We start from the raw sequence: 13,776 nt of genomic DNA, 5'->3' as shown, positions 1-13,776 counted from the left end.
CACTGCACACTGATTTTACTTCCACTAAATAATACTATCTATCGCAACTTGGTATTACTAAGCTTAGACAAGAAAAATGCTCATAATAAATACTGGAAAAAGAGCAAAAAAAATTGTCATAGGGCTTGCTATCTTTCCAAATATGGATTGTCAAGTCTGTGCATATACATTCTTTTTGATTAATCTAATTAATAGTTAGAGCAATAAATAATATTATTTTCTTGCTCAAAACCTAAAAAGTAAATTTTCGTATTTCTTTATTCGGGAGAATAATTCATCATGTCTATAAACAAAAACAAAAACCTGATAGTTGAAAACCAAGAAGAATTATTTGAAGTCTTATCAGATGAATGCTGCGAACAAATAACAGGAGGTAAAAGTTGGTGGAAGAAAGTTACAAAAACAGTTGAGCATGCCACAATCAAAACTTTGAATAATGCAGGTAGCGCAGTGACTCAGGCCGGAGGCATGACAGCACTTGGACTTTACACAGCAGGTGAGCTAGCTTTAGAAGCAACTGGAATTGTGGGAAAAAACCAAATAGACGGAAATTAGACTAACAAAAGTTAAACAACTTATCTACCTCATTTATCAACTCTAGCCGAGAAATGCACTTACTTAAGCTCTGCCTTTTTGAAACAACTAAAGGCAGAGCTTTTTACTTACTACACTTCAAAAATGAGTCATGCACTTTTGGACTACCAAGCAATAAAATTAACCACACAGTCAGCCGCTAGTGATAGCTTATTTGCAGTAGAGAGACGAATATTACAATTGTTAAAGCTAGTCGTGTTTGATAGGTTTGATTCTAGCGATCGCGAGTAGTAACATTTTCAGCAACCAAAAAAGATAACAATATAGTTGTTTTGCTTGACTATAAAGCGAGAATAACTTTCTTTCACTCAATAAAGTATATGGTCGAACTGCTCTAATAATTTCTGCAAATTTATCTTCCGCCGTAGTTTCAACAGAACCACTTACAAAATAACCTTGTAAATGTGGAGGTAGGGGCCAGTTAATTTTAGGATCTGGCTGATGTATTACAGGCTCGACATTTCCCCGCCATCCAACTCCCATAATTTGCATTGTTTAATAGACCATTGTGTTCCATCCTTTCTCTTTTAAGTAGTCCAAACCTTGGCTTACATCGGGAAAAGCCAAATCATGAAATAAAATTAAAGCGGCTGTAAATCCTTAATAGGAAATAAAATGGATATTAACTATCTAGTAAATAGCGTAAGGCGTAAATAAACATACCATTTAAAATGGCGCAAAAGCTTTGAATACAATTATGCGTAACTTTTGACTTTTGATTTTTGACTTCTGCCTTGCGGTACTAGCCTAAAGTTATCGATTTGAGATTCACCTTCAAACAACGATTTCTAGGCAAAACCTGAAAATATCAAATCCAGAAACTAAAAAGTTAATTTTTTTTAAGCATCTCGTCCTTTTTTGTAATGCAAAATCAGTAATAGCCCAGCACAATAGTCCAGTATGGGGCTTTAGCTGCATTCCTGACAGCGATTTTCCATCTTACCTCTAGGGCAATACTTTTGGATATAAAGTGCTAAAATGCTTACGATATATAATTTTTTGCAGTTCTTACCCTCATTTTTTTTCAGATTTTGTGAGAAATGCGAAAGAGGTGTCCGCACCATTCACTTAAAAAACAATCGCACAATTTTAGGAAAAATAACCATGATTGATCTTTATTATTGGACAACCCCAAACGGTCATAAAATTACGATTTTCTTAGAAGAAGTCGGTTTGCAATATACCATAATTCCTGTGAATATTGGGGCTGGGGATCAATTTAAACCTGAATTTTTAAAGATTTCTCCTAATAATCGCATCCCCGCGATCGTTGACTACGAACCAGCAGATGGAGGTGCGCCGATTTCGGTATTTGAGTCTGGTGCAATCTTGCTATATTTAGCAGAAAAAACCGGGAAATTAATCCCCCAAGATTTACGTAATCGCACTCAAGTTTTAGAATGGTTGTTCTGGCAAATGGCAGGACTGGGGCCAATGGCGGGACAAAATCATCACTTTAGCGCCTACGCTCCCGAAAAAATAGACTATGCGATTAACCGCTATGTAAATGAGACGGGACGCTTATATGGAGTGCTGAATAAGCAACTGGCAGATAGAGAATTTGTGGCTGGTGATTATTCTATCGCCGATATTGCTGCCTATCCCTGGATTGTGCCCTATGAACGCCAAAGTCAGAATCTAGAAGATTTTCCTCACGTCAAGCGGTGGTTTGAGGCAATTAAAGCCCGTCCAGCAACAATTCGCGCTTACGAGAAAGCAGAAGCACTGAAAACTCAAGCGATTGATCCTGATAAGTCACGAGATTTGTTATTTAACCAGTCGGCGAAGACTATTCAACCTTGAGCTTTTTGAATTGTTTTGTTACTGTGGCAATGCTAAGTTAGCTCTAAAGCCAGATCATCAATCGCAACTATGAGCAAAGATTTCTCACTATCTTCCTTTCCTCAATTAGAAACAGAAAGGCTCGTTCTTCGTGAGACAACGTTGCAGGATGCTGAAGCTATTTTTACTGTCCTCTCCGATCCAAGCGTGACTCAGTTTCACAATCTTGATACCTTCACTTCTATTAAAGAAGCGATCGCTGTTGTTGAACGTAGAGCCAAGCGGTTTGAGCGAGGAGATGGAATTCGCTGGGGAATTGTTCATAAGCAAGACAACGTTTTGATTGGTTCTTGTGGGTTTACTTGGAACCCACAAGAAGATTCAGCTGAGGTCGGTTATGAGCTTGCCAGTACTTTTTGGAGACAAGGCATTATGACAGAGGCAGTGCGTACCATCTTGCAATTTGGGTTTGAAAAAATGGGTTTGCGTTTCGTAGTTGCCCAAGTCATGCTGGACAACATAGCTTCTAAAAAGTTGCTAGAGAAGTTAGGTTTTAGTAGTCAGGGTGTACTGAAACAGTATGGCTTCTTCAAAGGGCGGTTTCACGATCTAGAGCAATTTGTGCTTAACAAATAAAAAAACTGAGTAAGTAGGTTAGCAACGGATACAGGCTGATGTTGAGCTTAGTTTTTTAGATCGGGGTTGCTGATTTGCGCCTGTAATTTTCCTTCTACTTGAAACGGTGGTTGATTATAGTTGTTAAATTGATATTCTGGTGTCACTTTCCAATCATATCGTTGCAGCAACGTTGCTAAAAAAATCTTTATTTCCATCTTGGCAAACTCCATTCCAATGCATATATGTTCGCCACCACCAAAACCAATTAAAGCGAAGGAGTCTTTTTTATCTTCTTCGCGGGCAGGGGCAAAGCGTTCTGGCTCAAAACTTTCTGGGTTAGTATAAATCTCGCTCATGCGATGCGTTAATCCTTGAGCAACAATCACCACCCAACCAGGAGGAATGCGGTATCCTGCGTATTCAATTTCTTTTACAACTCCCCGAAACAGTACTACACCTGCGGGGTTGTAAAGTCGTTCTATTTCTTTCAAAAAATAAGTCATTTGATTAAGTTGCTTAAGATGTCCCAAGTTCAAAGGTTCATCTCCTACAACTTCTGCCAGTTCTTGGCGGAGTTTTTCACGCCATTCCGGACGCGCTGCCAGTTCAACGATTGCCCACGTTAGGGATGTAGCAGTAGTGAAATGCGCTGCATTTAATAAGTGTATCAGTTCGTCTATAATCTGCGAGTCGGCTAAAGCATTTCCCTCTTCATCTACTGCTGCCAAAAACAATCCTAATACCTCACAAGATTCTTGTAAGTTGCCTTGAAGTTTGCGCTCACTGATAATTTTTTGTAAGAAAGCTTTAAGCTGACGACGAGCATTTTGGGAACGGCCATATTTTGTGAACGGTATATCTAACCGCAATAATGCTAATGATCCCTGCGTCAAAGTGTTATACAACTCTTCGACTTGCTCAACTTCGCTTTGTAGTTGAACACCTAATAATAGCCGAATCCCAATTCGCAATGCTAACTGATTAAATTCATTCTTGATAGAAATTGGGCTGCCTTCCATCCAGTTTTCTAGGCAGTTGTTAACTTCAGTTTGCATGATGTCAAAATAGTTAGCAATGGCTTTTCCATGAAACGCTGGAGCCATTAAGCGACGAGTACGGCGATGTTCTTCACCATCTTGAAGCATCATTGGCCGCCCGAAAATATGTTCCATAGCCACTTTCCATCCTAAGTAGGAAGATACATGATCGGCTTGTTCTTGCAAAATTAGTCGATTTGCTTCCGTGCCTACCAAAACTGCATATTTCTTTCCTAAAATGCTGGTTTTAAAAATGGGCCCGTAGCGTTGGTAGTTCTTCGTCAGCCCCCATCCTTGAGTAGCAAATAATCGGAGAGTTTCACCTAAAATAGGTAGCCCAAAGCTACCGGGCATTTCCTCGGCTGGTTTTAGTTGTGTCATTTTTTTAGACTATAGGACTCAAAGTGTGGTGATAACTATTGAGTCTAGCTTTTACAAGATCATGCCGTCTCACGTTATCTTCCGAAAAGTAGCGTTATCTTCCGAAAAATTCAGTGTAGCTTCTTAAATGCTTGAGGAGTGATGCCGATATATTTACGAAAAACCTTGGTAAAATGACTTTGACTTTGAAATCCTACTAGTTGGGAGACTTGTATAACTGATAATTCTCGCTTTGCAAGTAAATATTTTGCTCTTTCAACTCGACATTTAGTAATATATTGGTGAGGTGCTATTCCCATTGATTGCTTAAATAAGCTAGCAAAATAATGCGGGCTTATCTGTGCGATCGCAGCAATTTCTGCTAAAGATAAATTTTGGTCTAAGTTATCGTTGATATAGGCGATCGCTTCTTTTAATTTATGTTTTGGTAATCCACCTGTGTATTCTCGAATAATGAATTTTTGCGTTGAGTAACGTTTTAATAAATGCACCGCCAGCAGATTTACTGCTGACTCTATATACAAGGAACTATCAAATCCACTACTTTCTATTTCCTGCTTGAGTGTCAGTCCAATTTGTTGAATTAGTGGATCGTGGGTTTGCAGTTGTTGTACAATTTCAACTGCATCAGCATTTACTGACTCGTAGGCAACACGAGTAATTATCGCTGGTTCAAGACCGATGTGGATAAAACCTAATTCCTGTTCAAATTGTACTGCTGGAGAAATTTGATGAGCAGGAAAAATACCGACATCAGTTGCTGTATATGATTTACTTTGCCAGTGTCCGTTAATTTTTAATTTTGCCTGAAACTCTCTAGTATAAGTGGTAATAATGTGCTGGAAAGGCGATGTTTCAGGGAGTTGATAGTTTGACTGGCGATGATAAGCAAAATAAAAACCATTCCAACCGGCGACTGGGCTAGAGATAATTAAAGGTTGGGGAAGGAATTGTTTTAGCTTGTCTGGTTGGGCGGCATTAATTCTAAAAGGCTGCTCTATTTGCATGACAATTCGCACGCTTTTTTTCTATATATAAATTACCTAAGAACGGGAAAGAAGATTTACTCAACAGTAACTCTCTTACTTCTCCAGCCCTTCCCCTTCTGCAAAAAGTCTATTCTAGAAGTACGAAAACTCAAACTACAGGAGAATATAGCAGTGGGTAGGTTAGCAACGGACATCGCAGGCAAAACACCTGTCTCATTAGGACTGTTGGGCGCTGCTGCTTTCATGGTGATTGCTGATGCACGAGTAATTGATCCCCTACTGCACATTATTGCCGACGAGTTTAAAGTCGGTGTTGGTAGTGCTGCGGTGATTATCTCCGCATACACGATTCCCTACGGGCTATTTCAGTTAGTATATGGCCCATTAGGCGATCGCATCGGCAAACTTAAGGTAATTACAATAGCACTGGCGGCATTTGCTGTGGGTACTGGTGTTTGTGCCTTTGTGTCCAATATCGTCTTACTTACCTTGCTGCGGTTTCTCACAGGGATGGCTGCTGCTGGGATCATTCCCGTCACCCTAGCTTATATTGGTGACAACTTTCCTTATGAAAAACGCCAAGCTGCGATCAGCAAGTATCTAAGTGCCCTAATGCTAGGTCAAATTCTGGGTGGTAGTTTGGGCGGCATTTTTGGGGAATATATCAGATGGCGTGACATCTTTCTCCTATTTGGCATCGTCTCCCTTGGTATTGCTGGACTTTTATGGCGGGGGACGCGCCATCTGGGTAATGCTCAACGTCCCCAAGATCAAAGAGGTAGGATAACATTTCGACCTTATTACCAACTATTGACTCAACCCATCGCCCGGACTAGCACCCTCCAGACCCAAGCCACTGAGTTAACACCGGAAGCACGAGGCACTGCTGTTTCACTGTTCGCTTTCAATCTGTTTGTCGGACAGGGAATCGGCGCGGCAGTATTTGGTAGGATTGTGGATAATTTCGGCTACATTTATTGTTTTATTGTGGTTGGTGTAGCGATCGCTCTGCTCTCTATTTGGCTAGTCAAGCAGAAGCAAAACAGCGATAAAAGCTAAGTACAGCATTTCATTAATTTGTAGCGAATTAAACTTTGCAATACCCAACAATGCCAACGCGTCGGTCGCCTTGTCAATGCATCGGCTTGCATTGTTAATGCGTCCGCTTGCATTGTTAATGCGTCGCTCGCCTTGTTAATGTGTCGGCTTGCATTGTTAATTCATGTTAATTGTAATTATGAATGATTAATTATCAATGATGAATTATGTTCACCTTTACCAATCCTGTTAAAGCATCGATGTCAAAAAAGCAACATTTATTAAACAAAAAACCCGGTTGGTCTTTGGATGAGCGAGATCCAAAGTTCATAGAATATCTGATGCCCCTGTTTGGCTTTTTGTATCACTACTATTTCCGAGTTCAAACTAGTGGCTGGGATAATATTCAACCCAAAGAAAAAGTCCTATTGGTCGGTTCGCATAATGGAGGACTCGCGGCTCCCGATATGACAATGATGATGTACGACTGGTTCCGACGATTTGGTGTAGAGCAACCCGTTTATGGTTTAATGCATCCCAGCGCTTGGCAGGTTAGCCCGCCACTAGCGCAATTGGTCGCCAAGGCTGGAGCAATAATTGCTCATCCAAAAATGGCTTACGCTGCCTTGCACTCTGGAGCTAGTGTGCTAGTTTATCCTGGTGGAGCCGAAGATATCTTCCGACTGCATAATTTACGTAACAAAATCCACTTTGCGGGGCGGCAAGGATTTATCAAGTTAGCGTTGCGGGAAAATGTGCCGATTGTCCCTGTGATTTCCTGGGGCGCTCACGATACGCTGATTGTACTGGCTGACTGCTACAAAATTGTGCAGCAACTCCATGAATGGGGAATGCCTTGGCTGTTTGGGATTGATCCGCAAGTTTTTCCGATCTATCTTGGACTGCCTTGGGGATTAGCAATTGGCCCGTTACCTAACATTCCATTGCCTGTGTCCATGTACACGCGGGTTTGTCCGCCAATTGTATTTCAACGCTACGGCTCTGAAGCAGCCAGCGATCGCTACTATGTCAATGAATGTTATGAATTAGTTGTTAGTCAAATGCAGCAAGAGTTAGATAACTTAGTGAAGCTAGCTACTAAGTCCTAAAGCTATTGAGTAGAATTGGCACGGACAACTTCTAACCAGTTTGATTCCAGACCAGTGAGGACAGTAGGAAAATTATCTTGCCAACGGTAACAAGTGCAAAAATTATTGACTGTGTTTTTCAATTAATTGAATTACACCACTCCCCATTATTTTAAAAGTGATCCATAAAGCAATATCTTCGCCAAAAATAGAGATATATAGTATATTGATTGAAAAAAATTGCTGCTCATTAAAGAAAAAGTTTTTGGTTTTCTGACTGTTAGTTGGCGCTTAATAACAGTTTTAAATTTTTATATACCAGATATTTCAATCGGCATAGCGATTATGTGGGGAAAAAGCAAAATATATGCCAAGTATTTACAACTATAATTTACCTCTTACTCAAGATAGTTGAAATTCAGAACTAACAAGGGTTTTCAAACTTCATTTCCATTTTTGCAAGGATCTTAGCTTAATGCCAATACCAATCCCTGCTAAAGTAATTGAAGATGTTCAGTTTTACTGTATAACTTTATAGTACTATTGACTTAAACCGCATCTACCTTAAAAACCATAGTTTATTGGAATTAGGAAAAAGCTCAAAACTCAAACAAACCATGACTAAAAAATCTAGATTTCAAATAAAGTAGACGGGGTTTAGACGCGTTTAATTGTATAGAATTAAATGACAAATAAACCTCTATTTTGACAAGAAAAGTAAAAACTTTATTGAATAATTTTTGGATGATTATGCTAAATCTTAATAATTATAGCAATCAGAAAAAAAACCAAATATTGTTAGGTATTGCGATAATATTGTCATTAATATTGTGTGTGGAATTAGCAATTAGAGCTTATTCTTTTAATCTTGACGCTTTAGCTAATTCCACAGGTCAATATATACCTGATTTTTCTAAAACTATTGACAAAATAAGAGTAGGTATAGAATACCGTTGTTTAATTATTATATATATTGTATGGCTAATAATAAACAAAAACAAAAAAAGAGATATAAGTTTTATAAAAATACTAAAAAATAGTTCATTCTTTTTGTTAATTGCCTTCATAAGTTATCCAGTAACTACTGATATTAATCTATACATACATTATGGTTTGATGGATTTAAATGGAATTAATCCTTTTATTAATGCTGCAAGCACATTTACATCAAAATTGTCTCCATTCCTGGTTTGGAAACAGACTTCAACTTATGGGCCTATATCTCAACTATTTTTTATGTTTTCCGCTATTTTCGTTACAATTACTCCAATTTTGGGAATTTATGTATTTAAATTAATATGTCTTTTATTCCATATATTAAATAGTTCCTTAATATGGCAGCATTTAAAAACATCTCCTTATAAAACTAATATAACAATTGCATATTTAGTTAATCCATTTTTGCTATATGAACAGGTTACAAATGCACATATTGATGTATTAATTTCTACAGCTTTAATCATTTTAATAATATGCCTTAAAAACCATAATTATATAGCTGCGATTGTTACAGCTTGGATTGGTTTTTTAATTAAAACATTACCAATTATTTGGTTACCTATAATCTTTATTTATTTGATTAAGCAACAACGTTGGAAAATTATCTTTAGTGCTGTTTGTATTTCTTTAGGTATAGTTGTTGCCACTTCTGTTATAGCTTTACCTACAGTCGATGCTTGGAAAAGCCTTTTAAATCCTGGGGTTGGAGAAAAAGTAGGCGGTTCATTATATGCTTTAGTTAAGAGTTTACTAAGTTTGAAAATTTTAAACTTTTCTCTAAGTTTGCAACATACTCTATACTCAATAATTAAACCTATAATCTTTTCTATATTTGTAGTTTCTTATTTGATTATTCTGGTAAAACCATATTGGAAAAAAATTTATTCCAAAACTAATCTTAGTATAAATATAGGATGGGTTACTTTACTATTATTTATGTTTGCTGCTCCTTGGTATTGCTCTTGGTATTCTTCTGTGCTGCTGGGAGTCGTAGCTTTAAACATACATTCAAAAAGATTTGCAATTACTAGCATTGTATTCTGCATTATAAGTGCTATTACTTAGACGGTAGTTTTTCACTCTTCCCTCCTAAAACAAGAGTTTGCAGTATTAAGTAAAAGTGGCGTTGCATAAATGCGGGATGAATAGGCGGTTGAAACCATTGAAAACTCGTTTCAAATTCAGCGAAATCATCCCATGATTCAGCAACACCGTAAAAGTAGGGATTAATATGTATGCTAATGTAAAAATAAATCAAACTGCAACGCGAGAGTCATTAGTTATAAGTTAGAAGTTTTGAATTTTTAACTCCTAACTCTTAACTTTTTTGCTAGCCGCCACTGACTGGTGGAATCAGCACGACTTCATCCCCGTCTTGTAGTAGGGTATCTGGTTCAACAAATATTAGATTAACTCCAAAGCGGGTGACCTCACGCCATTGGGAGAGTTCGGGGTGTTCAGCTATGAGGCGATCGCATACTGTTTTGACTGGCATATTATTAGGAAATTCCAGCACCAGTTCCGAAACCCTAAAGGCTTCTTGATAAGCAGCAAACAATTTGACGGTGACGGTGATTGCAGATTTAGACATATAACATGCTTTGGCAGTACCAGCAAGTAGTTTAATACTTGACAAGCACCCTGAACTCTTGGGCTTAATTATACATTACTAAGTACATGATTTCATAAGTTCATAACGAAAAAATGTTTCTTAATCCAACATTTCTGGGTCAATTCCTAAAGCGTTGAGTTGTTCAATAGAAAGAGTACGCAATTTCTCTACAATTCTCTCCCGCTTTTGTCGCTCAATCACAGCCCGTTCCTCACCTGTTAGCAGTAAATTTCCTTGTGCATCCCACCAGCGCAACCAAGGTAACTCTGCATTCTGATAAAATCCTTGCCAGATTCCTAACTCTACCCCCATAGGAGCAATTGGGTAATGTCCTCGTTCATTGGGTTTCATTAGTTGATAAGAATTATCCACTAGGTGGTAAACTTCCACTTGCGCTTTTGCTACTTCATAAATTCCATAATAAGGGACTCGAATCGCCTGCTCATAAACCCAAAATTTACCAACATTCCCACCATCCCGTTGAGATGGCGGTGTGTTATCTCGTTCTTCTGAACCATCTCCAGAGACAAATTCCAGCACAATCAAGGGTGCAACATACTCCTTCCACAGCACATAAGAACGCCGCATTTTACTGTCAAGGGTCGGTGGTACATTAGGTACATAAAACCAGTCTGGTGCTTCAGCCCCTTTCTCAGGAGGATTTGTCAATCGCCAGTAAATACCAGAATCTTGTCCAATACAATATTGACTATCAGGATGAAGTTGCTCTAAAACAGGTTTAATTGAATCTGTAATTAAAATGCTTTGCGGATGCTCCTGAAGATTTTTGCCTCCGGCACGCTTCGCGAACACGAATGTACCATCTGAGTCTGGTAAGTGGGTGTGATCAGGTAAAGTTAATGCCGATAAGGAAGTCATAGGCTTTAACCAAAGATTTGTCTGATTCTTATTGTAGACTGCTATTTTGCTATTTTTGAATCGATGCGCTACTAGGTTAGATGCTATTTATATAACAGAAGGCAATCTTTCTATATGAAAATAGCTATTACGATTATTGCGGATATTTTCTATATCCTCACAATCATTCGCATTCGACTTAACTATGGACAATAAAAAACGAGAACTTATTACTCTTGAATCGTATGGTATTACATGAGTTGGTATATCAAAAATCCATCCGGTGCCAGCCCATGCAGTATTTTCCGAACGTTCCCAGACTACCCTTGTGTATCCTCCATCCAAGTGAAAAATTACTTTTACAATTTCTCTGGCTAACATAAATATTTTATTCCTTACAATTATTCTATTTCGATGCTTTTAAGAGGGCGGGGCGGAAAGCCCACCCCACAATAATTAAAAACCAGATATTTCTTACCCAGCAGCCAAATTCCGCAGCAACTGCTGGATAATACCTGATCGCAGTTTTTGCAAAGCACCCTTAAAGCTAATTTTCAGCAACTATTTTTAACTTTTATCCACGGAATAATGTGATTTTCATGAAACACTAGGATCATCAGCAGCTTTGATCTCTTTCAAGATTCGTTCTACTTGGTTAACTTTTTCACCTCTATTCTGTTGTTTGAAGATATTTAAAGCTTTTTCTAAAGAAGATAGCGCCTCATCTTTTTTATTTGTTTGCCACAATGCCAGTGCAAAATTAGTCAGCCCCTCGGCATAATTAGGATTAATTTCTAGAGCTTTTTTATATTGAGTAATGGCTTCTTCCCAGCGACTTTCGCTAGCGTAAACCATACCCATCGCATTGTAAGCTAGAGCGTATTTTGGCTGGAGGCGAATGGCTTCTTGATAAGAGCTAATTGCTTCTTCTGGTTTCTTTTGCCGAAAAAGCACATTTCCTAATTGAAAGTGTCCGAAGGCATCGTCTGGAAATTGTTTAACGAATTTGCGTAAATTTTCCTCTGCACCTGTTAACTCTCCCTGATTAAATAAAGCATTGGCTTGTTGCAGCATCTGCGATCGCTCTGATGGCCCTGTGTCTGAAAACTGTGCTATTTTTTGTGGTTGTCCCTCAACCAACTGTCCAGCCGAATGCAAAGAAACTTTTGCAGAAACCGCTAACGCTAATGGTGATAAACCAATTACAGTGATAATACTCAGCGTCATGCTGCTAAAACATTGAACAAATGCTGATTTCAGTTTGCGCTTCACCTTCATCGCCCTGAATGCCTCAATAATGTTCTAATCTTTATGATAAATGAGGTGTGTTATCGCGTAATGCATCAGAAGACAGACGGTAAAGGGGCACATATATGCGCCCCTACTAACCTCATTTGGAATTATTTACGCTCCTTCCCGCAATTTATCCAATACGCTTCTATCTTCCAATGTCGAAGTATCCCCAGATACCTCTTGTCCGGCGGCTAGATTCCGCAGCAAGCGGCGCATAATTTTACCCGATCGCGTTTTGGGCAAAGCGTCTGTAAAGCGAATTTCTCCGGGACGCGCGATCGCACCTATTTCTTTGACAACGTGCAGTTTGAGTTCTTTACTCAGTTCCTCACTTGCCTGATAAGTGCCTTCTAAAGTCACAAAAGCAACTACTTCTTCACCCTTAAGTTCATCTGGCTTACCCACTACCGCCGCTTCTGCAACTGCTGGATGCGAAACTAAAGCTGATTCTACTTCCATTGTACCGAGTCGGTGTCCTGATACATTCAGTACGTCATCCACACGACCCATTACCCAGAAGTAGCCGTCTTCATCTTGTCTTGCGCCATCACCAGCAAAGTAAATATAGTTACCATCTTTAGGAGGAATGTGTTCCCAGTAGGTGCGGCGGAAGCGTTCTGGATCGCCGTAGACTGTCCGCATCATTCCTGGCCAAGGATGACGCACTGCTAGATAACCGCCTTCGTGATTGGGTACGGTGTTTCCTTCCAAATCTACGACATCTGCAATAATTCCTGGGAAGGGAAGAGTTGCAGAACCGGGTTTGGTGGGAATCGCTCCTGGTAACGGTGTAATCATGATACCGCCGGTTTCTGTTTGCCACCAGGTATCAACAATTGGACAGCGATCGCCACCAATTACTTTGTGATACCACATCCAAGCTTCTGGGTTAATCGGTTCGCCAACGGTTCCCAACAAACGCAATGAAGACAAGTTTCGCGCGTTGGGATGTTGTTCACCCATCTTAATAAATGCCCGAATTGCCGTAGGTGCGGTATAAAAAATATTAACGCCGTATTTTTCAATCACATCCCAAAAACAGCCAGGATTAGAAGCACGGGGAGCACCTTCATACATTACCGTGGTTGCACCGTTGGAAAGGGGACCGTATACAATGTAGCTGTGTCCAGTAATCCAACCTACATCGGCGGTACACCAATATACATCTGTGTCTTGGAGGTCGAATATCCACTTAGTGGTGATATGGGTATACAAATTATAACCAGCAGTTGTATGCACTACACCCTTCGGTTTGCCCGTGCTGCCTGAAGTGTAAAGAACAAACAGCATATCTTCGCTATCCATTGGTTCGGCGGGACAATCTGCTGATACTCCTTTTTGCAAATCATGCCACCAATGATCGCGTCCCCCCAATTGCATATAAGTTTCTTGTCCGGTGCGCTTGACAACGAGGACATTTTCAACACTGGGAACAGCACCATCAGCTAAGGCTTTATCTACCTGTTCTTTGAGAGGAACGATCGCAT

Annotated in this window: 13 protein-coding genes; 6 read left to right on the top strand and 7 right to left on the bottom strand. The window is 39.4% G+C overall.

Going from position 1 to position 13,776, the window contains the following annotated elements:
* The first annotated feature begins 279 nt into the window (after window positions 1-279).
* Window positions 280-555 carry a hypothetical protein gene (locus ACFE90_RS28355; protein WP_375505728.1) on the top strand — a complete coding sequence of 92 codons (276 nt, stop codon included), beginning with the start codon at window positions 280-282 and terminating at the stop codon, window positions 553-555.
* Window positions 556-783: 228 nt separating this feature from the next.
* Here ACFE90_RS28355 and ACFE90_RS28350 read toward each other — a convergent pair whose 3' ends face one another.
* Window positions 784-1,077 carry a hypothetical protein gene (locus ACFE90_RS28350; protein WP_375505727.1) on the bottom strand — a complete coding sequence of 98 codons (294 nt, stop codon included), beginning with the start codon at window positions 1,075-1,077 and terminating at the stop codon, window positions 784-786.
* Window positions 1,078-1,698: 621 nt separating this feature from the next.
* Here ACFE90_RS28350 and ACFE90_RS28345 point away from each other — a divergent pair.
* Window positions 1,699-2,397 (top strand): glutathione binding-like protein, encoded by a 699-nt coding sequence (locus ACFE90_RS28345; RefSeq protein ID WP_375505726.1) that lies wholly within the window; start codon window positions 1,699-1,701, stop codon window positions 2,395-2,397.
* Between the two features lie 69 nt (window positions 2,398-2,466).
* Window positions 2,467-3,012, top strand: coding sequence for a GNAT family N-acetyltransferase (locus tag ACFE90_RS28340; RefSeq protein WP_375505725.1), 546 nt, complete (start codon window positions 2,467-2,469; stop codon window positions 3,010-3,012).
* A 47-nt stretch (window positions 3,013-3,059) separates the two neighbouring features.
* Here the strand turns inward: ACFE90_RS28340 and ACFE90_RS28335 are convergent, their stop codons facing one another.
* Window positions 3,060-4,412, bottom strand: coding sequence for a cytochrome P450 (locus ACFE90_RS28335; protein ID WP_375505724.1), 1,353 nt, complete (start codon window positions 4,410-4,412; stop codon window positions 3,060-3,062).
* A gap of 110 nt (window positions 4,413-4,522) precedes the next feature.
* The gene (locus ACFE90_RS28330) at window positions 4,523-5,419 is read right to left on the bottom strand and encodes a helix-turn-helix transcriptional regulator (RefSeq protein WP_375505723.1); all 897 of its coding nucleotides are present in this window, start codon (window positions 5,417-5,419) and stop codon (window positions 4,523-4,525) included.
* Window positions 5,420-5,572: 153 nt separating this feature from the next.
* On the opposite strand from ACFE90_RS28330, the gene ACFE90_RS28325 reads away from it, so the two are divergent.
* The 3 genes from ACFE90_RS28325 (at window position 5,573) to ACFE90_RS28315 (ending at window position 9,591) form a co-directional block, all read left to right on the top strand.
* Window positions 5,573-6,460 carry an MFS transporter gene (locus ACFE90_RS28325; RefSeq protein WP_375505722.1) on the top strand — a complete coding sequence of 296 codons (888 nt, stop codon included), beginning with the start codon at window positions 5,573-5,575 and terminating at the stop codon, window positions 6,458-6,460.
* Between the two features lie 239 nt (window positions 6,461-6,699).
* On the top strand, window positions 6,700-7,548 hold the full coding sequence (locus ACFE90_RS28320; protein WP_375505721.1) for a lysophospholipid acyltransferase family protein: 849 nt from the start codon (window positions 6,700-6,702) through the stop codon (window positions 7,546-7,548).
* A 684-nt stretch (window positions 7,549-8,232) separates the two neighbouring features.
* Window positions 8,233-9,591, top strand: coding sequence for a hypothetical protein (locus tag ACFE90_RS28315; RefSeq protein ID WP_375505720.1), 1,359 nt, complete (start codon window positions 8,233-8,235; stop codon window positions 9,589-9,591).
* Window positions 9,592-9,856: 265 nt separating this feature from the next.
* Here ACFE90_RS28315 and ACFE90_RS28310 read toward each other — a convergent pair whose 3' ends face one another.
* From ACFE90_RS28310 to acs, 4 genes are all read right to left on the bottom strand, one after another.
* Entirely contained in the window at window positions 9,857-10,117 is a 261-nt protein-coding gene (locus tag ACFE90_RS28310; RefSeq protein ID WP_375505719.1) for a MoaD/ThiS family protein, read from the bottom strand.
* A gap of 120 nt (window positions 10,118-10,237) precedes the next feature.
* On the bottom strand, window positions 10,238-11,017 hold the full coding sequence (locus tag ACFE90_RS28305; RefSeq protein WP_375505718.1) for a Uma2 family endonuclease: 780 nt from the start codon (window positions 11,015-11,017) through the stop codon (window positions 10,238-10,240).
* A gap of 576 nt (window positions 11,018-11,593) precedes the next feature.
* Window positions 11,594-12,274: a tetratricopeptide repeat protein gene (locus ACFE90_RS28300; protein WP_375505717.1), complete on the bottom strand. Its 681-nt coding sequence runs from the start codon at window positions 12,272-12,274 to the stop codon at window positions 11,594-11,596.
* 126 nt (window positions 12,275-12,400) lie between these two features.
* The coding region (gene acs, locus ACFE90_RS28295) for an acetate--CoA ligase (RefSeq protein ID WP_375505716.1) at window positions 12,401-13,776 on the bottom strand (1,376 nt) is incomplete at its 5' end.

The sequence above is a fragment of the uncultured Nostoc sp. genome (assembly GCF_964245445.1).
GTDB lineage: Bacteria > Cyanobacteriota > Cyanobacteriia > Cyanobacteriales > Nostocaceae > Nostoc.
This window is presented reverse-complemented; position numbering and strand designations above follow the sequence as displayed.